The sequence below is a fragment of the Myroides albus genome (assembly GCF_009711045.1).
Lineage (GTDB): Bacteria > Bacteroidota > Bacteroidia > Flavobacteriales > Flavobacteriaceae > Flavobacterium > Flavobacterium album_A.
Genome location: NZ_WMJX01000040.1, coordinates 1 through 21,555 on the forward strand (window position 1 = coordinate 1; position 21,555 = coordinate 21,555).

25 protein-coding genes are annotated in these 21,555 nt (G+C 34.3%); 9 read left to right on the forward strand and 16 right to left on the reverse strand.

Annotated elements, in window-relative coordinates; translation table 11 throughout:
• The 10 genes from GJV76_RS15960 to GJV76_RS13040 form a co-directional block, all read right to left on the reverse strand.
• Window positions 1-135 (reverse strand): RHS repeat-associated core domain-containing protein (locus GJV76_RS15960; RefSeq protein ID WP_317162603.1); only part of this gene is annotated, 135 nt, incomplete at its 3' end.
• 108 nt (window positions 136-243) lie between these two features.
• Window positions 244-864 carry a hypothetical protein gene (locus tag GJV76_RS13000; RefSeq protein ID WP_155093043.1) on the reverse strand — a complete coding sequence of 207 codons (621 nt, stop codon included), beginning with the start codon at window positions 862-864 and terminating at the stop codon, window positions 244-246.
• Window positions 865-875: 11 nt separating this feature from the next.
• Window positions 876-2,264: an RHS repeat domain-containing protein gene (locus GJV76_RS16145; RefSeq protein ID WP_155093044.1), complete on the reverse strand. Its 1,389-nt coding sequence runs from the start codon at window positions 2,262-2,264 to the stop codon at window positions 876-878.
• A gap of 97 nt (window positions 2,265-2,361) precedes the next feature.
• Window positions 2,362-2,490 carry a hypothetical protein gene (locus tag GJV76_RS16095; RefSeq protein ID WP_258204614.1) on the reverse strand — a complete coding sequence of 43 codons (129 nt, stop codon included), beginning with the start codon at window positions 2,488-2,490 and terminating at the stop codon, window positions 2,362-2,364.
• 54 nt (window positions 2,491-2,544) lie between these two features.
• The gene (locus GJV76_RS13010) at window positions 2,545-3,339 is read right to left on the reverse strand and encodes a hypothetical protein (protein ID WP_155093045.1); all 795 of its coding nucleotides are present in this window, start codon (window positions 3,337-3,339) and stop codon (window positions 2,545-2,547) included.
• Between the two features lies 1 nt (window position 3,340).
• Window positions 3,341-3,517 (reverse strand): hypothetical protein, encoded by a 177-nt coding sequence (locus GJV76_RS13015; RefSeq protein ID WP_155093046.1) that lies wholly within the window; start codon window positions 3,515-3,517, stop codon window positions 3,341-3,343.
• Window positions 3,518-3,529: 12 nt separating this feature from the next.
• Complete coding sequence (locus GJV76_RS13020; RefSeq protein WP_155093047.1) at window positions 3,530-3,700, reverse strand: hypothetical protein; 171 nt, start codon at window positions 3,698-3,700, stop codon at window positions 3,530-3,532.
• A gap of 27 nt (window positions 3,701-3,727) precedes the next feature.
• Window positions 3,728-3,892 carry an RHS repeat-associated core domain-containing protein gene (locus tag GJV76_RS16150; RefSeq protein ID WP_155093048.1) on the reverse strand — a complete coding sequence of 55 codons (165 nt, stop codon included), beginning with the start codon at window positions 3,890-3,892 and terminating at the stop codon, window positions 3,728-3,730.
• A 199-nt stretch (window positions 3,893-4,091) separates the two neighbouring features.
• Window positions 4,092-4,967, reverse strand: a complete 876-nt coding sequence (locus GJV76_RS13035) for a hypothetical protein (RefSeq protein WP_155093050.1) — start codon at window positions 4,965-4,967, stop codon at window positions 4,092-4,094.
• Window positions 4,968-4,971: 4 nt separating this feature from the next.
• Window positions 4,972-5,838 carry an RHS repeat domain-containing protein gene (locus GJV76_RS13040; RefSeq protein WP_155093051.1) on the reverse strand — a complete coding sequence of 289 codons (867 nt, stop codon included), beginning with the start codon at window positions 5,836-5,838 and terminating at the stop codon, window positions 4,972-4,974.
• A gap of 563 nt (window positions 5,839-6,401) precedes the next feature.
• Here GJV76_RS13040 and GJV76_RS13045 point away from each other — a divergent pair.
• From GJV76_RS13045 to GJV76_RS13060, 4 genes are all read left to right on the forward strand, one after another.
• Entirely contained in the window at window positions 6,402-6,899 is a 498-nt protein-coding gene (locus GJV76_RS13045; protein ID WP_155093052.1) for a hypothetical protein, read from the forward strand.
• 107 nt (window positions 6,900-7,006) lie between these two features.
• Complete coding sequence (gene azu, locus GJV76_RS13050; protein WP_155093053.1) at window positions 7,007-7,513, forward strand: azurin; 507 nt, start codon at window positions 7,007-7,009, stop codon at window positions 7,511-7,513.
• Window positions 7,514-7,661: 148 nt separating this feature from the next.
• Window positions 7,662-8,333, forward strand: coding sequence for a YceI family protein (locus tag GJV76_RS13055; RefSeq protein WP_155093054.1), 672 nt, complete (start codon window positions 7,662-7,664; stop codon window positions 8,331-8,333).
• A 249-nt stretch (window positions 8,334-8,582) separates the two neighbouring features.
• Window positions 8,583-9,578, forward strand: coding sequence for a YpdA family putative bacillithiol disulfide reductase (locus tag GJV76_RS13060; RefSeq protein ID WP_155093055.1), 996 nt, complete (start codon window positions 8,583-8,585; stop codon window positions 9,576-9,578).
• Here GJV76_RS13060 and GJV76_RS13065 read toward each other — a convergent pair.
• Window positions 9,575-9,991: a Fur family transcriptional regulator gene (locus GJV76_RS13065; protein ID WP_155093056.1), complete on the reverse strand. Its 417-nt coding sequence runs from the start codon at window positions 9,989-9,991 to the stop codon at window positions 9,575-9,577. The genes GJV76_RS13060 and GJV76_RS13065 overlap by 4 nt on opposite strands.
• A 202-nt stretch (window positions 9,992-10,193) precedes the next feature.
• On the opposite strand from GJV76_RS13065, the gene GJV76_RS13070 reads away from it, so the two are divergent.
• The 3 genes from GJV76_RS13070 to GJV76_RS13080 all read left to right on the forward strand — a co-directional run bounded on the left by GJV76_RS13070 (window position 10,194) and on the right by GJV76_RS13080 (window position 13,425).
• A complete protein-coding gene (locus tag GJV76_RS13070) occupies window positions 10,194-11,399 on the forward strand; it encodes an aromatic amino acid transport family protein (RefSeq protein ID WP_160339839.1) in 1,206 nt (401 codons plus the stop codon).
• Window positions 11,400-11,441: 42 nt separating this feature from the next.
• Window positions 11,442-12,641: an aromatic amino acid transport family protein gene (locus GJV76_RS13075; RefSeq protein WP_155093058.1), complete on the forward strand. Its 1,200-nt coding sequence runs from the start codon at window positions 11,442-11,444 to the stop codon at window positions 12,639-12,641.
• Window positions 12,642-12,768: 127 nt separating this feature from the next.
• Window positions 12,769-13,425 carry an NAD(P)-dependent oxidoreductase gene (locus tag GJV76_RS13080; protein ID WP_155093059.1) on the forward strand — a complete coding sequence of 219 codons (657 nt, stop codon included), beginning with the start codon at window positions 12,769-12,771 and terminating at the stop codon, window positions 13,423-13,425.
• Between the two features lie 107 nt (window positions 13,426-13,532).
• Here GJV76_RS13080 and GJV76_RS13085 read toward each other — a convergent pair whose 3' ends face one another.
• From GJV76_RS13085 to GJV76_RS13095, 3 genes are all read right to left on the reverse strand, one after another.
• The gene (locus GJV76_RS13085) at window positions 13,533-14,249 is read right to left on the reverse strand and encodes a tRNA threonylcarbamoyladenosine dehydratase (protein ID WP_155093060.1); all 717 of its coding nucleotides are present in this window, start codon (window positions 14,247-14,249) and stop codon (window positions 13,533-13,535) included.
• A 34-nt stretch (window positions 14,250-14,283) separates the two neighbouring features.
• A complete protein-coding gene (locus tag GJV76_RS13090) occupies window positions 14,284-14,919 on the reverse strand; it encodes a TatD family hydrolase (RefSeq protein ID WP_155093061.1) in 636 nt (211 codons plus the stop codon).
• 74 nt (window positions 14,920-14,993) lie between these two features.
• Complete coding sequence (locus GJV76_RS13095; protein ID WP_155093062.1) at window positions 14,994-17,627, reverse strand: valine--tRNA ligase; 2,634 nt, start codon at window positions 17,625-17,627, stop codon at window positions 14,994-14,996.
• 240 nt (window positions 17,628-17,867) lie between these two features.
• Between GJV76_RS13095 and GJV76_RS13100 the strand changes: the two genes are divergently transcribed.
• Window positions 17,868-18,260, forward strand: a complete 393-nt coding sequence (locus GJV76_RS13100; protein ID WP_155093063.1) for a DUF1573 domain-containing protein — start codon at window positions 17,868-17,870, stop codon at window positions 18,258-18,260.
• Window positions 18,261-18,337: 77 nt separating this feature from the next.
• On the opposite strand, the gene GJV76_RS13105 is transcribed toward GJV76_RS13100, so the two are convergent.
• Window positions 18,338-19,075, reverse strand: coding sequence for a tyrosine-protein phosphatase (locus tag GJV76_RS13105; protein ID WP_155093064.1), 738 nt, complete (start codon window positions 19,073-19,075; stop codon window positions 18,338-18,340).
• A 3-nt stretch (window positions 19,076-19,078) separates the two neighbouring features.
• Entirely contained in the window at window positions 19,079-20,200 is a 1,122-nt protein-coding gene (locus tag GJV76_RS13110; protein ID WP_155093065.1) for a lipoprotein N-acyltransferase Lnb domain-containing protein, read from the reverse strand.
• Window positions 20,201-20,760: 560 nt separating this feature from the next.
• On the opposite strand from GJV76_RS13110, the gene GJV76_RS13115 reads away from it, so the two are divergent.
• Window positions 20,761-21,501 carry a CDP-alcohol phosphatidyltransferase family protein gene (locus GJV76_RS13115; protein ID WP_155093066.1) on the forward strand — a complete coding sequence of 247 codons (741 nt, stop codon included), beginning with the start codon at window positions 20,761-20,763 and terminating at the stop codon, window positions 21,499-21,501.
• The last annotated feature ends 54 nt before the right edge of the window (window positions 21,502-21,555 follow it).

The window sequence follows — 21,555 nt, forward strand, 5'->3', positions numbered from 1 at the left end:
ACTCACATACATCCCCATATCAGGACTATAATACCTAAATCGGTTATAGTATAGACCACTCTCCAGATCATCATACTGCCCCTGATATAAAAAAGGAACAAAGTCATTATCTACCTTAATACATCTACCATAGATGTCTAACTGACGATGCCAAAATTCGGTACCTTGTTTGTCATAAGCATGCGTAGAAGTACCTAAGTAATTAAAAAGACCTAGCTAATTAAAACTAAGTCTTTTTTAGTATTACCAAATATTAACTTTTCCTTCCTCTGGATAAATTGGGAATATATCAGTTTCAACAACTTCATGACTTCCAAACCTTCCTACCCAACCAATTATAATCTTTCCTTTAAGATAGATATCGATATTATCCAATAAAAAAGTAGGATACTCAGGATATTTTTCTTTATAATACAATTCAACTAAAATATTTATAAATAATCTATTAATGTATAAATCAATATCTACATTATATTTTTCATTAAATAAGTGAAAAATATAATCAGGTTTAAATAATCCTTTTTTAATATACTTTTTATCAATGGCCTCTGTAAGATTATTATACTTAGATGAGTTTTTATCATTAGGATAGTATAGCAGATTAAATAAACTTCCTCTTCGGGCTGACTCAATAAAAAGATTATCGAGTGTAACAAAATTCTTTACATCTTTTTTATAAGACATCTTTTGTTCTACTTCATCAATAGTACGCACTTGATCTAGCTTAAAATAGGTTTCTATTTCAACTTGATGCTCAGGTCCACAATTAATAAACCATTCATTATTTATTAACTTTTGAGCTATTTCATCCATTTTTGGTGAAATCTCTATCTTCTTTCCAAATAATAATTCTTTTAAATTCATTATTTTATATTCTAATGATGTGCTACACGTTTAACATTAATATTATCTACTTTATTCCATGGAAATTTACCATTAGTAAGTTGTTCTAATACAGCAAAATATACTCCTTTCACACTTACCCTTCTTCCCATTTCTGCTTTTCTCAGTGATTTATATAATTCAACATTATATCTAAAAACGGATGGAATCTTCCCTTTAACTCTTAACTTTTCATAAAAATCATCCATATGTAAATGAGCCTTATAATGTTGACTCCCTTTTCGAGAAGCATAACCTTCTAACCCAATTACCCTTCCTGAATCCCTATCAAAATTGAATACTCCAGTTTGATTTAAATGATGCCTTTGAATACCATTTCCTACTTCATCTAGAGTATTCTTAGTTCCTTTAAAAGTTCCAAACTTTCCCTCAGAAATAAGTCCTAATGAATCATAATCTATATTTGAATCTTCTACGTATGGATAGAATTTTATCCCAGCTAAAAACTTAATAGGATCCTGACTCACATACATCCCCATATCAGGACTATAATACCTAAAGCGGTTATAATATAGCCCACTCTCTAAGTCATCATACTGCCCCTGATATCGAAACGGACAGTCCATCCGCTTACCTACCTTCATATCGATACGACCGTAGATATCTAGTGTACCATGCCACACCAAGTCCCCCGTAGCATCATACATATACTCAGGTGTACCGAGATAGTTACTCACAATACTAAAACTCTCCCCATCCTTAATCTTACCACAAGGTACAAAAGAATTTACTTCGTACAACCATGTCGTGATACTATCCGTAGGTTCTGTGACCTTACACAGCTTACCTGTATCGTTCACCTGCATCAGTCGAGGGTAGGCATGCTGGTGTTGCCACTCGTGTAGCGGTACATTGCCATCCCATACCCAGCGGGTAGTGACACCCTTATGCGTCTTAGCGATACGCCTGCCCAGCGGATCATAATAGTAATACGTCTCTAATCCGCTAGAACTAAATACAGTAGTAAGCTGTCCGCTGACTGACCACTTATACATATACCCGATACCACTGCCCTTAGGCTTAGCCTTTAGATGCTCGCGGACGTAGTACTTATCTAGTGCGCCTAATAAGTCAGCTTTTTTATACTCCTTGTAAATCAAGTTCCCCTTGCTGTCATAGTAATAATAGTGATGCTTATCACTCATCAGCTTACCACCTGTATCATAGACTCTGTCGTCTTGCTTCGCACTCTCGTTTTCCCTCGCACGCCTGCTGGCTCCATCACTAAAATAGTCCACAGGACTATTTCTTAACGTTCGGCCCTCCACCGCATCAGGTGTCTTGTAGATGGTCTTAAGCTCAGTAGCTCCGCTATACGTTCCACTAACCAGGTTATCCCACTGGTCGTACTCGAAGTCCACCTTAGAGCGAGTGAGATTACTGATGATAGAGCGAAGCTGATTACCCGGTCCCCATTGGTATCGGTCACTGGCTTTTATATTGCCTTTGATGCCTATTCTACGCTGAAGGAATTGCCCCTTGTAACTCTATATCTGTATTGGTATTGGTCACACGCCCTGTAGCTGTATCTACGGCTTCTCCGAAGATAAAACAGTGTATCGTATCATTTTTTAAACTACTATACACTTGTTTTAAGTTAAAAAAAAAAGACCTAGCTAATTATGGCTAGATCTTTTATTATTACCAACTTGTAATTGGTCTATTTATCATTATCCAGAATTTTAACAACTCTTTGTTAAAAAAGAATAATTCTTCAAAATCATTACTTATAGTTATTCCTATTTCAGGTAAAACCCAATATCCTTTTCTTTCTATTATTGAACTATTTTTAATTAAATATTCTAGATTTTCTTTTTTATTTAAATCTAGATCATTATATATAATATTACCTTTAAATAATCGTCTATAAATTGTTATTTGAGAAAGTTTATTTTTATCAAACCTCAATAGATAACTACTTTTATCAATATAAAATTTATTAGACATTACTTCTAGTTCATTTAAATCTGCATATTCTGTAGCAGTAGAATCAAATTTAAATGAATTAATTCCAATGTAAGGTAAAAAAGTTACAAGTTCAGACAATTCTCTTTTGGATTCAGTTCTTTTTTTACTTTTAGTACACATTTCTTTGTAAAAAGAACTTAGTTCTTCTTTATAAATAAGAATTTCATTAAAACAACGTTCTTCTTTATTTAACCATATTACTAAGTTTTGTTGAAGGAAATAATAGGTATCATCATCACTTTCGATTGCCTTATATTTGGTTGATATTATATCAAAGTTATTATATGTAACCTTTTCCTTATCTAAATTAAATTCATCACAAGAACGTACAGATAAAGTTTCTATTTCATTTTGTGCATTTAATTCATAATAATAGGTAATATTATCAATGTCTTCAACTATCTTATTTTTCTTAGTTCCTAAATAATTATTATTTATCGAGGTTCTACTTTCAATATTTATTTTCATATTAATGATGTAAGTATTTTCGCTTTAATCTTTTTCCTTCTTGTTTAGTTATATATTGTTTATCTATTGCATAATCTATCATATCTTTCATTCCATCATTATACTTATTTCCAAATTTGCGTGTCACATCTCTTATATCCATTTCCATTGCTTTTCCAAACTTACCTCTTCTAATCAAATCTTCTTGAACTTACCTCCATATAACAGCAGAATCAAATGACCCCCAACTAGCTGTTTTCTGATGATCTGCAACATCCATTAGAATTCCAAGTCCTTTATACTTAGATATCTTTTTACCTCCTAATCCACCAGCATTTTGGGTAGCCGAATTTGCAGGCATGTGATTAACTTCGCCTCCCATATTTTTGTTAACTTTTCTTACAGGTCCTTATCCTCCACCTAAAGCTGACAACCCAAAAGGATCCAGCCACCCATTCACATCATGCACATACCCATACAGCGCCATACCTCCCATCAACCCAATAGGATCCTGACTCACATACATTCCCCATATCAGGACTATAATACCTAAAGCGGTTATAGTATAGACCACTCTCTAAGTCATCATACTGCAACTAATATCTAAAGGGACAGTCCATCCGCTTACCTACCTTCATGTCGATACGTCCGTAGATATCTAAGACACCATGCCAGACCAAGTCCCCCGTAGCATTATACATATACTCAGGTGTACCGAGATAGTTGCAGATGATACTAAAAAGACTTAGCTAATTAAAACTAAGTCCTTTTCATCATTTCCAATATTTTTCCAATCCTTTATACTCTCCGAACCAATACTTAAAAGCAACTTTATCGATACCATATTCTCCTAACCAGAAATCAACTGGGTAAGACCAGTCTGAATTATGTGTTTTGTGTGGAGGGCAACCTAGCTGTCTATATTCATAAAATGCTCCTAGATGTTTATCACTGTGAAGTATTCCACAGTACCCTAGTAGTCCCAAGAAAGATTGAACCTGATCTGTTTGTTCTTTATGAAGTAGTCTACTCTTGGTTAATCTTTTTCTTAAAATCGTAGGTGTATCCTTCTGTTCACTAGAAAGAACGAGATCTAAGATTGCTGAGAATCGTTCTATATCTTCATCAGTTGGTGTCTCCTCTTCTAAGCGTTTATCTATAAGCATGCCTACATAAAGGTTTGTTAAGTCAAGACTCTTTCCTCCCCCTAGATACATTAAATAAAGTAATGAACTATTTAATGAGCTAGGTTGGTACATATAGTCATTGCAGATAGAACAGGGAGTTGTTACATATTTTACTTTATCATATTCTTCCTCTTCTAAATTGTGTTCTTTATTATAGAATGTATGTGTTGGAAAGGTCTTCATTATAGCCATTACCCCAAGACCTACACGATAGTCAGGTCGGCTCAGAGTCAGGCTTCTTAAGAATAGATTAGTACATTTTTGTTTATTCATCTCTACATGTACACGAGCTAATAATTTAATAAAATCACTATGGGGAATAGAGTCTTCTTTAGGTTCTGTTAACCAATACCCTTTAGTGATAGCGTAATTAATGTCATCATGTCTCCACAGAGAGGTATCATCTTCAAAGGCATATTTATCCAATATTTTATATGCTTTTTTATCTATTTCATTCTTCATATTCCTAATGTTTGTGTTTTCTTTTTTTGTCAAATTCATCGAATGTTAATTCTTCAAGAGTAGGAAGTTCAGTTACTTTCTTTACATTTTCTTTATTTAGGAACTCTCTACCTTGTTTCATTCTTTTCTTACCATCCGCTTTCTTTCGCTTTCTTTCTGAGATACCATCGATATTATTACCTCGTCTAAACTCTTGACTTCTACCTATTTTTCCACCTGTATCGTCAATACCGATTTGTTCTAAACCTCTAACAGGGTCAGGCTTAATATCAAAGTCTGTTTTTCTCTTCAAGGTATCACCTTCCCCGAAACGTGCTCCATCTATAGTTCCTTCTGTTGCATTGTGCCTTCTAGCTACATCCATCAGGCTCATGTCATCTCCTGCGCGACCAACATAATATGGTTTCCCTTTGCTATCTTCTAAGATATAAACCCAATCTAGACCAAAAGGGCCTGTTATTCGATTAGTATCTCTAACATAACTATATAGATTATAGTTACGGCTATTTAACCCAATAGGATCCTGACTAACATACATCCCCATATCAGGATTATAATACCTAAAGCGGTTATAGTATAGACCACTCTCCAGATCATCATACTGTCCCTGATATCGAAACGGACAGTCCATCCGCTTACCTACCTTCATATCGATACGACCATAGATATCTAAGACACCATGCCAGACTAGCTCCCCTTCTGAGCTATACATATACTCCGGTGTACCGAGATAGTTACTCACAATACTAAAGTGCTCCCCATCCTTAATCTTACCACAAGGTACAAAAGAATTTACTTCGTACAACCATGTCGTGATACTATCCGTAGGTTCTGTGACCTTACACAGCTTACCTGTATCGTTTACCTGCATCAGGCGAGGGTAGGCATGCTGGTGTTGCCACTCGTGTAGTGGCACATTGCCATCCCATACCCAGCGGGTGGTGATGCCCTTATGCGTCTTGGCGATACGTCTTCCTAACGGATCATAGTAAAACTGGACTTGCTAACTTAGTCTGGACAAAGAGTTAAGCATAAAAACTTATCCTTGACTTATGAAAAGAATTAGAAAGACTTACGATGCAGCTTTTAAGAAGCAAGCCGTTGAACTGGCTAAGGAAAAAACAAATAATTTCTGTACAATGTAGTCTTTATTACATCAAATAAGAGGGTGGTCGGCTTGTGGTCGGCTTGTGATAGGCTTGTGGTCGGCTAAAAAGTGCCATTATAAGCCGACCACATCCCCAACATAATGCAATGATAACGGAAACACCTCAACGAATCCGCTAAACCAAACAAACTGAACAATAACACCTCCTACATTTCCATTCTATATAAAACAATTGTATCTCGCCTAAACACCTAAACTTAACATGGTCTTAGTACTGAGAATAGCAAATTATTAGTACTTTTATAAGAACCTAAATATATACTCCAATGAAAAAGATAATCGCTATAGCTTTCTTAGCTTTGACTACTATTAGTTGTAACCAGAAAGTAACACCCCCAACTACGTTAACCGTAGAAAATTATTATACAATCGAGATGCCTGGAAATCTTGCACCAATGGAAAACTTGTTTCCTAATGCTGATTTGCAATATGGTAATACTTTCAAACAAGTGTATTTCGTAGCAACAAAAGAAGCTAAGACAGAAGATAGCGATTTCAGTGCGTTTATTGATAAAGCTTTAGCGCGTTACAACAAAAAACCTAATTACGAGATAGTCAAAGAAAATGAAGTACGTATTAATGGGCTGCCTGGTAAGACCTATGAATTAAAGATGTCTCAAAACGAAACGTATATGTATATGATTCAAGTCATGATAGAAGGCCAAAAAGCCAATTATGAAATAATCAGTTGGACTACGAGCAAAAACAGTGAGGTAGAAAGTGAAAAACTGATAAATATCATATCAAGCTTTAAAGAAATATAAAGTTTTAACAAAATTTTGAACTACCACTAACCTTAATTCACAGAATTATCTTACCTTTATAGTTATAAAAAAACTAATTTTTTACATTTAACATAAATTCAATAATTATGAAAGGATTAAATACTGTTTTCGCATTGGCAATTACTGCTGTTATGTTCGTATCTTGTGGAGATAAAAAACAAGATGCAAAAGTTACTCCAGAAGGAGCACAAACAGAAGCTACAACTGATAAAAAAGAGACAGTTAGAGTTTTGATTACAGGAGATGATCAAATGAAGTTTAACAAAACTGAAATTAAAGTTCCTGTTGGAAAAACAATTAAACTAACTCTTAAGCACGTTGGGAAAATGGACAAAGCTGTAATGGGACATAACTGGGTATTATTAAAACCAGGAACTGATCTTACTGCATTTGCAACTGAAGGTGCACAATCACCTGATACAGATTATATCCCAGCTAGTGGAAAAGACAACGTAGTTGCTCATACAAAAACTTTAGGTGGAGGTGAGTCAGATACAATTGAATTCACTATTACTGAAGCTGGTACTTATGATTTCTTATGTTCATTCCCTGCTCACTTCGCAATGATGCAAGGTAAATTAATTGCTGAATAAGATTTTATAATCACAATATTAAAAGCTGTACGAAATCGTACAGCTTTTTTTTATTCAAAAAAAAACACAGTCATCTTTTTCTGACTCGTTGTTTATTATTTAGAACTATTGTAAATTTGTGCAACTCAAATTAGCATATTTAAAAAAAATGAAAAAAATTGTATTGACTTTAGCGGTTATCGCTACGTTATCATTGACATCATGTGGTAACAAAAATGCTGACAAAGCAACAACTACAACAGAGCAAGAGGTTACAACACCAGCTGCTGATGCGATCAACTACAACGTTGTAGCTGCTGACTCAAAAATTGACTGGGTTGGTGGAAAAATATCTGGTGACAATCACACAGGTACAATTACTTTAAAAGAAGGAAAAGTATTCGTAAAAGAAGGAAAAGTTACTAATGGTACTTTTGTTCTTGACATGAATACTATCAATGTAACTGATATTACAGATCCTGATGGAAAAGCTGGATTAGAAGCTCACTTAAAAGGGAGTGCTGAAGAAAAAGCAGACCACTTCTTTAACGTAGGAAAATACCCAACTGCAACTTTTGAATTAACTTCTATTGCAGAAGAAAATGGAAAACAAATGGTTACTGGAAACTTGACTGTGAAAGAAGCTACTAATGCAATTACTTTCCCTGCTACGGTAACTGTAACTGATAATGATGTTACTATCGTTTCTGAAGAGTTTGCTATTGATAGAACTAAATGGGGAGTTAACTTTAACTCAGGTTCAATCGTTAAAGATTTAGCTGGAGATAAAATTATCAACGACGAAATCAAAATTAAAATTTCTACTAAAGCAACTAAATAATCTATTTGCTTTATAGTATTTAATTAAAATATAGGTTATATAGCATAACCTCACTTTGACAGGGAGCCTATTGGTTCCCTGTTTCTTTTTACACTTGCTACAAGTCCGATAGAATGACGAACATGAAAACAAATAACAATCCCTCCCTTTTAGACTTCTATTTCATTTAATCTTCCTTTTTACCTCCCTATTCCTAAAAGAAATAAGTATCTTTGTGTAATACATAAAATAATCATACTGTAAAAAAACATGGAACAATTTGATATAGTGATAGTAGGCGGAGGACCGATTGGTATAGCTTGCGGACTAGAAGCAAAAAAACAAGGGTTATCATACCTTATTGTTGAAAAAGGCTGTATAGTTAACTCACTGTATTATTATCCTGTCAATATGCAGTTCTTTTCTTCAGCTGATTTGCTCGAATTAGACAATATACCCTTTATCTCTACAGAGAAAAAACCACGACGCAATGAAGCTTTAGAATACTATAGAAGAGTTGCGACATCGAATGAGTTAAAGATTAATTTATTTGAAACTGTTATCGATGCTAAAAAAGATGAAAGTGATCACTTTGTCATAACGACGAATAAAGCAAACTACAAGGCGAGTAATGTCATTATTGCAACTGGTTTTTACGACATCCCTAATTTACTTCATATCAAAGGAGAAGATTTACCTAAAGTTACGCATTACTACAATGATCCCCATTTTTATGCAGGTATGGATGTGGTAGTGGTAGGAGCAAGTAACTCCTCTGTTGATGCAGCTTTAGAGTGCTACCGTAAAGGAGCAAATGTCACTATGGTTATTCGAGATGGAGAAATTAGTTCCCATGTTAAATACTGGGTAAAACCAGATATAGAAAACAGAATAAAAGAAGGAAGTATCAAAGCTTTATTCAATAGTAACCTTACTGAAATAAAGGAAGATAGTGTCCTTGTAAATACTCCAAATGGAGATATCACACTAAAAAATGATTTTGTGTTAGCCCTTACTGGCTACAAGCCAAATTTTGATTTCCTAAAGCAATTGGGAATAGAAATTGCCAATACAGAATCACTTACACCAATTTATAACCCTGAGACAATGGAAACGAACATACCTAACCTGTACTTAGCAGGTGTAGTATGTGGTGGACTTAATACACATACTTGGTTCATTGAAAATTCAAGAGAACACGCTCTACACATTATAAGCCACGTTATCTCAAAGTATCGATTTAGCAGCAGCAATTATCGATATTAGGATTTACATTCCCTACATATCCCTTTAGCAACAATTTCAATATCATCTAATTGAAAACCTTGAGGTATTTCAATCTGAGGTATAGAAACTTGCGTCAAACAAATTGTCTTTTTGCAACTACTACAGACAAAATGTAAGTGAGTATCGTGATGACTATTAGCATCACACTCCTGAGAACACAAAGCATATTGAGTAACATTATTTGTGGTAATACTATGTAGCAATCCTTTGCTTTCAAAGGTTTTTACTGTTCTATAAATAGTTACGCGATCCGATTGCTCGAAGCTTGATTCAATATCTGCTAAGGAAACAGCGCCATTTTGTTGTTTCAAAAACTTTAAGATCAACAATCGCATAGCAGTTGGATTAATCTTTTTATCAGTGAGCTGTTTCTCTAATTTATCCATACTCATAACTTACTATTTAGTATTAGTACAAATATAAACAATGTTTCGCAAAGTGTCCTTTTCGGTAGCCTCGAGAAGCACATTAACATATTTTAAGCTAAATACAAATAATAAAAAATCAAATAATCGTACAACATATTCTATTATTTTAATAAATAAAAACATATATTTATTTTTTACTCATAATAGACACCAAATCATTAACAAAGTGAATAGTAAACTAATTGGAAGTACCTTAATCATTGCTGGAACAGCTATAGGAGGTGGAATGCTCGCAATGCCAATAATATCCTCAGGTGTTGGATTCTCAGGAATTACCTTAATCATGTTTTTTATATGGTTCGCCATGTGTTATACAGCAATTCTATTGGTAGATACCTATCGCGATCACTCACACGAAGATGGTCTAAACACAATGGTATTTAGATATTTAGGAAAAGCAGGGCAATATATCACAGGTTTTAGTATGCTCACGTTGATGTACGCACTTGTCTGTGCTTATATTGCAGGTGGTACTGATATTCTTCGATTGAATATCTCAAATTGGTTTGGAGTTAATCTCAGTCCCCAAGTAATAGCCATTGGCTTTACCATTGTTTTTGGGGGTATTGTGGGATTAGGAGCAAGAGTAGTAGACATCGCAACTAAATGGATATTTATGATTAAGCTAATCTTCTTGCTTGTCGTTATCCTATTTATGTTTGGGTTTGTCAAAATAGAGAACTTAATGAGCCTTCCTATTGAAAGAGCATTAGTTTTCTCTTCCATACCTATTATATTCACCTCGTTTGGATTTCACATTGTCGTACCAAGTATGGTAAACTATTTAAATGGAGATACGAAATTGCTTAAAAAGGCATTCATATACGGAAGTATTTTACCCTTAATTGTGTATTTGTTTTGGCAAATATCAATCTTAGGAAGTGTAGATCAACAAACATTATACAGCGTTATCAATGAAAGCAAAGGACCTTCTGGAGTACTAAGAGCAGTAAAGAATGTGACTACATCCAAATGGGTTAATATTCCACTAAATATTTTCTTTGCGGCTGCTATATTAACCTCTTTTTTAGGAGTAGCATTGGCTTTATTTGATTACATCAAAGACTTGAGCAAAAAACAAGTGTTTGCAAATAATTCACTCGTAATTTACCTTATCACCTTTGTACCGCCTTTGTTATTTGTATTCTACTATCCTGATGGCTTTATTATTGCTTTAGGATACGCAGCCATATCAGTCGTGATCACTTCACTTTTCATTCCAGTACTTTTGTACATACAAGTAAAGCGACATCGAAAAGAAAAGATTACACTATTACAAAAAGTAGCCTTTTCATTCATTTTCCTATTTGGGGCTGGTATTTTAGTTATTCAAATACTAATGACTATGGGAATATTACCCATATTAGATTAACAAAATAGTACATCATCAACATTAATAAAACAAAATTTAAAAATGCAAAAAATTATCGGAAGCGTCCTTATTGTAGCAGGGACTACCATCGGCGCAGGAATGTTAGCAATGCCAATCATCTCAGCAAGTGTAGGTTTTACTTTTATGGCCTTTATCTTGTTCTGTATCTGGTTCGCGATGTTTTACACTTCGATACTTTTGGTTGATGTTTACAAATACAATTCTAAAGAAGATGGTCTAAATACATTGACATTCAAATACCTTGGCAATACTGGAGCAATTATTACTGCAATCAGCATGCTTACTTTAATGTATGCCTTGGTATCTGCCTATATTACAGGAGGAGGAGATATCCTTCGCACAAATTTAGAACTATGGCTCAACAGAGAAATATCTACCGAAGTATCCGCTATTTTATTTACTGTCATGTTTGGAGGTATTATTGCATTTGGTACAAGACTTGTCGATATAAGTACTAAAATAGTATTCTCAATTAAATTAATTTTTCTCTGCGTAGTAATAGGCTTATTACTCCCAAAAATAGAAGCTCAATACCTATTGCATAAACCTTCGAATGCAATACCCGTATTAGCTACTATTCCCGTAATTTTTACCAGTTTTGGATTCTATGTCGTTATACCTACACTCGTAAAATACTTGGATGGCAATCTAAAACAATTAAAGTGGGTGTTTTTTGTCGGTAGTATACTCCCTTTATTATTGTATTTGATTTGGGAGTTAACCATACTTGGAAACATTAATGAAGGAGTTTTTACAGAAATACTAAAAGAAAACACAAAGATAGAAGGGCTACTAAAAGCAATTCGCCAAATTGAAAACTCCAAAGTGATCAAGGTTGCTTTTAATATTTTTGCGGGAGCAGCTATACTAACTTCTTTCTGGGGAGTTGCAATGGCTCTAAAAGACTATATAAAGGATTTAGGGAAACACAAGCCGTTGATTAAAAACAATACAAGTGCGATTTTATTAACGTTTTTACCACCTATAGGATTTGCTTTGTTCTACCCTGATGGATTCATCGTTGCCTTGGGATATGCTTCTGTTTCTTTAGTTGTTTTAGCTTTAATAATGCCCATGTTAATCCTAAAGAAAGCACAGAAACAAGCTGGCGAAAAACAACCTTTCTCACAGAGAATAGCCTTCCTGTATTTGTGGTTGTTAACGGCTGTAATTATTATTCTACAGTTTTTGATGGTCATTAACGTAATTCCATCATATTAAGAATAGAAGATCATCATTCTTAAGTAACCGACTTAACCTAGATTAAGAAATTTCTAGTTTAAGTCGGTTTTTTATTCTATCAACTTCTAAACTAACTACTTTTACCACAAATAAAAAGTAAAGTACTATGCAAAAAGTTGTTTTGATCGGCGCTACTGGTTATGTAGGAAAAGCGATACTGAAAGAATTAGTTTATCGAAATATAGAAACTACCGCGATGGCGCGCAACATTGAAGCGATTGCTCAATCAAGTTTGCTTACTTTAAAATCTGTGGATGTAATGGAAACAGATAAACTAACAGAACTATTAAAAGGTGCTGATACAGTCATCAGTGCTTTTAATGCTGGTTGGACTAATCCAAACCTCTATGACGATTATATACAAGGTGCTACTTCTATTCACCAAGCAGTAAAAGATAGCCATACAAAAAGGTTAATAGTCATTGGTGGGGCTGGTACTTTATACATTAAACCAAATTTACAGTTGGTTAACTCAGCAGATTTTCCAGACGTTATAAAACCTGGAGCCTTAGCCGCTAAGGATTATTTCGAAAAAATATTAAGTCAAGAGGAATCCTTTAACTGGACTTATTGTAGTCCAGCAATAGAAATGAACCCCACAAACACAGGAGTGCGTACCGGTCGATTTAGATATGGTACAAATACGCCCGTATATGACAGCGAATGTAGAAGTAGAATATCTGTAGAAGATTTAGCTGTTGCAATTATAGATGAAGTAAACAACAAACAACTGCTCAATAGACAATTTACTATTGGATACTAACCTTCACCTTACAAGCCAAAAAAAGCCTTAAGAATTAGCCATTCTTAAGGCTTTTAATTTTATTTAATTGAAGAAAATGGGTACAGAAGTACACGCATACCCTCCTACTATTTTTCTAAAATATACCTCACAACTACCTCGGCTGAAGTCAAACCAAATAAAGCAGGCATCCAACTATTTGTCCCAAAAAAAGACTTTTTAAAATTCTTTCCATCAGTCATTTTCAAGCTACTTTCATCGGGTTTTTCCACAGAAAAAACAGCCTTAACCCCTGACGAAATACCTTCTTTCTTCAGGCGCTTTCTGATTTGTTTAGCTAAAGGACACACATCTGTTTTGCTTATGTCTTTCACAACCACTTTGTTCACCTGCATCTTTCCTCCTGCTCCCATAGCGCTAATAACCTTTACTTTTTTGCGTTTAGCTGCCAAAATGATATTTATCTTTGGAGTAATACTATCAATACAATCTAACACATAATCGAAATCCGAAGTAACTATTTCGTGTGCTCGCTCTGGAGAAATAAATTCTTCTATGCGCGTAAGATTTAATTCTGGATTGATATCCAAAAGGCGATCACCAACGATCTTTACTTTAGGTTGACCTACTGTAGAATGCAAAGCGGGCAATTGTCTATTGATATTAGTGATATCCACTGTATCTCCATCGACAATAGTCATACTACCAACTCCTGCTCTTGCTAAAAATTCTGCTGCAAATGATCCAACACCTCCTAATCCTACAACTAATACCTTTGCCTCTTTCAGTTTTTGTAAACCTTCTTCTTTAAAAAGTAATTCTGCTCTTTCTTGCCAAATCGCCATTAATTCTATTTATTAATCAGTCTATTGACTGTTGTTATCTATTAAATACTGTTCTATAATTCTGCTCTATTATCGTTTCTATATCTTTACATAACCTCTCGGCTACTTGATATACCTCAGCAATAGTCACTTCAGCAGCGTCATCTGTTTCTAAAAACAATCGCTCTTTGGGAACTTGCAAAAAAGTACTCTGTAAGCTCTCCTTGTCAATTAAATGCCTGCCAAAAGACAAATAAAAACCGTTTTTCCACAAACTTTCTGCTACTTCATGCTTCTTATTGAATCCGTGAATAATCAAAGGAACACTGATATTCAGCTGCTTCTTAATTGCAATAACCTCTTGAAAGGCTGAAACGACGTGCAAAATTACTGCTTTTTTATATTTTTCTGCAAGTAGTAACTGTCTCTTGAATACTTCAACTTGAATATTTAACGAAATATTCGCCTTTTTATCTAAACCACACTCTCCTATTGCTAAGCAGTTTACTCCTTGCAACTGCAATTCTAACAGCCTCAATTCTTCCTCTATATTATCCTCCTTAATATACCAAGGGTGGATACCTACCGAATAAGCAGGTAAAGACGTGTCTAAAGTTGTAGGATATTGATTAACAATCTCTATGCCTTCAACTTGTGCAGTTGCCCCATGTTTATGTACATTAATTTTCATAAGTGCGAAGATAAAAAAATGCCTCTAATTAGCTTGTGCTAATTAGAGGCATTTTATAGTTAAGAGATACAATGCTATTTTAATCCAGCTAAGCTGTGTTCAATAGTAGCTATTTTAGCTAAAGCATCTGCTTCTTTTTTTCTTTCATTCTCGATTACTTGTGCAGGAGCTCCATTTACAAACTTCTCGTTTGACAATTTCCCTTGTACAGATTTCAAGAATCCCTTTAAGTATTTCAACTCATCTTCTAACTTAGCGATTTCTTCCTCCAAGTTTACACTTCCTGTTACAGGAATAAAGTACTCGTTAGATTTTACGCGATATGATAGTGCTCCACTTACTTGTTCAGATACATACTCTATAGAAACAACGTTTCCTAATTTAGAGATGATACTATCGTAGTATGCTGACGTTTTATCATTGTTGATTACTTTTAAGTCTATCGTTTCTTTAAACGAAATATTCTTGTCTTTTCTAATAGTACGGATACCTGCAACAACTTCTGTAGCGAAATCAAACTCCTTAATCAAGTTTTCATCAAATGACGTCATCTCTGGCCATGCAGATACAACTAATGCATCAGCAGCATCTCGCTCTTTAATATGTTGCCAAATTTCTTCTGACAAGAATGGCATAAATGGATGTAACAATTTCAAGTTAGCTTCTAACAATTCGATAGTCTTCTCGAAAGTAGCTTTGTCGATTGGTTGTTGGTAACCTGGTTTGATCATTTCTAAGAACCAAGAACAGAAATCATCCCATACTAATTTATAGATGGTCATTAACGCATCCGAAATTCTATATTTAGAGAAGTGATCTTCTATCTCTACTAAAGCACTCTGTAACTTCGCTTCGTACCATGCTAATGATACTTTAGCAGATTCTGGTTGTGCTAATGTCTCAGACACTTCCCATCCTTTGATTAGACGGAATGCGTTCCACACTTTATTAGTGAAAGCTTTTCCTTGAGCACATAATTCCTCATCAAACATAATGTCATTTCCCGCAGAAGCAGATAATAACAGTCCTACACGAACACCGTCAGCTCCAAACTTGTCAATTAATCCTAAGGCATCAGGAGAGTTTCCTAATGATTTAGACATTTTTCGACGTTGTTTGTCCCTAACAATCCCCGTAAAATATACATTTGTAAATGGCTGTTTACCAGTGTACTCATATCCTGCCATGATCATACGCGCTACCCAGAAGAAAATAATATCCGGTCCAGTCACTAAATCATTTGTTGGATAATAGTAGTTGTATTCTTTGTTATCAGGATGATTAATTCCATTGAATACAGACATTGGCCATATCCAAGATGAGAACCAAGTATCTAATGCATCTTCATCTTGTTTTAGATCAGCCACAGTCATTGCTGAATTGCCCGATTTTACCTTAGCTAATTCTAAAGCAGCCTCAATTGTCTCAGCAACGACAAAGTCTTCTTTACCCGTTCCGTAATAAAAAGCAGGTATTTGATGTCCCCACCACAACTGACGAGAGATATTCCAATCGCGAATATTCTCTAACCAGCTTCTATATGTATTATTATATCTACTTGGATATAACTTAACATCCTCTGTTTCTAATACTGCCTCTAATGCAGGTTTTGCCAATTCTTCCATTTTAAGGAACCATTGATCCGAAAGCCTTGGCTCAATAACTGCTTTTGTACGTTCAGAAGTACCAACATTATTCACATAGTTCTCCACTTTGTCTAAAGCTCCGATAGACGCTAACTCAGCTTCGATTTCTTTGCGCACTACAAAGCGATCTTTACCTGCATAATGTAATCCTTGTTCATTCAGGGTTGCATTGGCATTAAAGATGTCGATAATTTCTAAATTATGTCTTTCACCTAAATCTTTATCATTTACATCGTGAGCAGGCGTCACCTTAAGACATCCTGTTCCGAATTCCATATCTACATACTCATCAAAGATGATAGGTACTACTCGATTACAAATCGGCACAATCGCTTTCTTTCCCTTAAGATGAGTATAACGCTCATCATTAGGGTTAATACAAATAGCTGAATCCCCTAAGATAGTTTCAGGACGAGTGGTAGCAATCACTAAATACTCACTACTACCTTCGATTTGATATTTAAGATGATAAAGCTTTCCTTGTCTTTCTTCGTAGATTACTTCCTCATCTGATAAAGTAGTCAAGGCTTCAGGATCCCAGTTCACCATACGGTAACCTCTATAGATCAAACCTTTATTATATAAATCAACAAATACTTTAATCACTTGTTCTGACATCTCAGGGTCCATTGTGAATTTAGTACGGTCCCAATCACATGAACAACCTAATTTCTTAAGCTGATCCAAGATTACTCCACCGTATTCTTCTTTCCACTCCCAAGCATGTGCTAAGAACTCCTCACGTGTTAAATCGTTTTTATTGATTCCCTGCTCTTTCAATTTTGCGACGACTTTTGCTTCAGTTGCAATAGAAGCGTGATCAGTTCCAGGAACCCAACAAGCGTTAAGCCCTTTTAAACGTGCACGACGTATTAATACATCTTGAATTGTGTTATTCAACATATGCCCCATGTGTAAAACTCCAGTTACGTTAGGTGGAGGGATTACAATTGTATAAGGCTCTCTGTGATCTGGTATTGACTGAAAATACTTATTCTCAAGCCAGTACTGGTACCACTTTTGCTCTACTTGCTTCGCGTCAAATTGTGCAGGAATACTCATTCTTTAAAAAAATTTACTTGTTTTAACGTTAAACACTTCTAAAAAAGTATAATGAATATTAAAATTCACTTGTAGTGAAAAATCACTAAACTTTTTTTTCCGTATCTTTGTATCAGCAAAAATAGTTATTACTCGTTAATAATAAAAAAATTACTCCTAAAATGAAGTATTATAATTATTAATTTGCTTGAATAACTATTTTATTTAATTTTAGTAAAACAAATATTAAAGAGACGTATAATGAAAAAATTTTTAGCAGTAGTAGTAATGGTACTTGCAAGTGCAGTTTCATTCGCACAAAAAGGACCAAAAATCGAATTTAAAGCTGAAAACAATACCATTGACTACGGAACAGTAGAAAGAGGAAAAGACAATGGTCTTAGAACTTTTGAGTTTACAAACACAGGTGATGAAGCATTAATCATTACTGATGTTCGTTCTACATGTGGATGTACAGTTCCTTCTAAACCAGCAGAACCAATCTTACCTGGTCAAAAAGGAAAAATCGATGTACAATACAACATGAATGTAGGCCGTATTAGCCGAACAATTACTGTAGAATCAAATGCAGTTAACTATGTAAATGGTGTAGTTCCCTTGAGAATTAAAGGAGAAGTTATCCCTGCAAAATAACCCGAGAAAACTTATTCTATTTTAATACAAAAAAGCCTAATCAATTGATTAGGCTTTTTTGTATTACAGATCTTAACTTATATTCTAAAGAATTGATTGTTCTCAATTGCTTTTTCAAAGTTACCTATATCTTTCACTTGTACTTTTGATTCAAACGCTTTGATGTGCTTGCTATGGTGAATATCAGAACCTACAAAGTCTATCATATTGTTTTTCAATAGAAAATTTGCAGCCTCCAAAACGTGACCTCCATAATAGTCTGTCACTGAAAGTAGGTTCATTTGAAATTGACATCCCATTTTCTTTAATTTAGCATACATATCCGTATTGCTGTGATAAAAATTGTATCGCTCTGGATGCGCCAATACAATGTCATATCCTCTGGACTTTAATTGAAATAATATATCTTGTAATTGAATAGGCGGATTGATGTAAGACATCTCCACTAAAACACATTTGTCTTTTAACGTCAATAATTCTTCTGATGCTATTCTCTTGAGAAAACTCTCATCCATCAAATACTCAGATGCAACGCGCAACTTTAATGCCTCTGCTTCTTGAGGTAAAACTGCTTTTACTTCTTGGTATTTTGACAAAATTCCTTCTTTGGTGTTATCCCATACAAGAGGTGTGGTGTGTGGTGTTGTAATTGCTTGTTCGAACCCAAGAGATTTCATGGATTGAATAATGAAGACTGTATCCTCTTTTGTTTTAGCACCATCATCAATACCAAATAACAAATGCGAATGAATATCTACATAATTATTGGGTATTAAATCTTTTAATACTGGTTTAGATTTAAAAATTGAAAACATAGCTTAATCTTTTTTGTTTATAATAATTCTGTCAATTATTAATAAACACAAAGTTAAAAGATATAAAGGAAGAGTAACTACTAATTTTTCAGAAGTAATATTTAAAACAACATAAATTGTCATACCTATCAACAAAACGATATGCAAAACTCTGCCCATTCTAATGTTTGTATTAACGAAAGGGAGCAATAGCAGCAAAGGATTGCACAATAGTAAAATATTATTGTTCAATACCTCAACGTGAAAAGAGTAAAAGTTTACAAATAAAAAGAAGGCTCCAAATAATCCAATAATTAATATTAGGCTATAGCGAATTGCTTTCACTTTGTATGACATTACAGCAAGTACAACGCATAACAAGCTAAAAAAAGCATAGGTATCCCACCATGGAGTTGTTGCTCTTAACTCTTGGTTTGCTTCAAAGATAGTCTTGGTTTCTTTTACAATAGGTTTGCCATCCATTTTCGTTTGCTCAAGTCCCATCATATACTTATCAGGAAGAAACTGTTTGTCATTCGTCTGATCAATGCGAGCACCGAGTATCATGTTTATCCCTAACTTTAAAAAATAACTACTATCCAAATAGTCATTAAACATCTGTCTATACGTTTTAATATTATCAGTTACCTCTGCTTCAACTACTGTATTGGTATCCTGATTGACAATATCAACAACCTTTGTTGTACAATTTTGGTCAATAAATTTATAGACATAGTATTTGTTTTCCTCAGTTAAAGCATTTTCCAAACTGTGCCAAATCTTCTCTTTTTGATCTTCAGTCAAGTTCAATACTTGTTCGTATACACTTCTATTGTAATAAACGTAACTTCTAACGAAGTCCTTCATTGATGTATAATCGGCATAATACAACATATCACCTTTTATAAAGCGCAATCCAAAATTAGGTGTACTGAAATCAAACATTCCAAAGTTGTACACTCTATCTATTCCATAAGACGGATCAAAAACGCGAATAGCTGTATGACCATACAACTCGTGTAACATAGGACCTGTGCCGATAGTCAATACACTAATTTGAGCGCGATCAGACAAAGCTCGTTCTGCAGACAAAGCAATTTGCCCAAACCATAAGCATAAAAGCACGCACATTATTTTCTTTCCCATATACGATGATATAAATAGTTGTTCAATTCTTATTGAGTAATCACAAAAATAGCTTACTCCCTCATGATTTACAATAAAAAAAAATTGCCTAACCACCTAAGAAAGCGTTTTAGTAGTAAATCTGTATTCCCAATTAGCCAAATACTGCCAAGAAAACCTATTCCCCTCTGCTTTCAATAGCTGTAAAAACATATCACAGTGAACTTACACCATTAATAAACTCCTTTCTTGCTCAACTATATTTCACTTATAAGACTATCACGTAATATGAGTTACAATAACCCTACTATTCCATTTTATTCTATTGTGAATGTGCTTTTCCTTTTTCCAATAATACACAATCACTCAAACTTGTTGATACACTCAAACGCTATTGACTCTATAGTAGCAAAAAAAACACATTTGAAATTTGATTCGCAGCAATATCATTTTACTTTTCAAAGTGCGCATTACATAAAGTAATACAAACAAACACTATAAAAATTAGTAACTTTATGATACATTTGTACCATTAATGATAGATAGACCGTTATAAAGTTTATACACAAATAAAATCAATTATGAAAAAACACATTCCCAATGCAATAACACTTTTAAACTTACTTTCAGGATTAATCGCATGTATTTACGCATTCGACGACAATATCCCGATGGCATTTTTATGGGTATGTTTAGGAATATTTTTTGATTACTGGGATGGGTTCGTTGCGCGTATTTTAGACGTAAAAAGCGAATTAGGTCTTCAATTAGACTCTTTAGCAGATATGGTTACAAGTGGAGTTGTACCAGGCTTAGTAGTCTATAAAATGTTAGCAAGCATACAAGAAAATCAAGAGATATACAACCTCACTCCAGAAACATATTACATGGGAGTAGTTCCCTATTTTGGTTTCATAATTACTTTAGGTGCTGCGTACCGATTAGCTAAATTCAATATCGATACAAGACAAACAGATTCTTTTATCGGACTGCCTACACCTGGTAATGCGTTATTTATCTTGAGTATTCCAATGATAATCGCAACAACAGAATCAGAAACAATAATATCTGTTTTAAGTAACCCTTATTTATTGGTTGTAATCAGTATTTTAAGTGCTATAATCATGAACGCAGAATTACCTCTGTTTTCTCTAAAAATAAAACCAGGGAATTTAAGCTCATATAAATTGCAAATCGGATTTGTAGTCCTATCAATCATATTGCTAATTACACTACAGTATTTGGCTATACCATTGATTATCCTCATTTATATCTTACTTTCCATTTTCATCAATCTTACAAACAAAAAGCAAATACAATAAATAATACATACAAAAACAAAAAGAGGGTGTCCCAAAAGGTCACCCTCTTTTGTA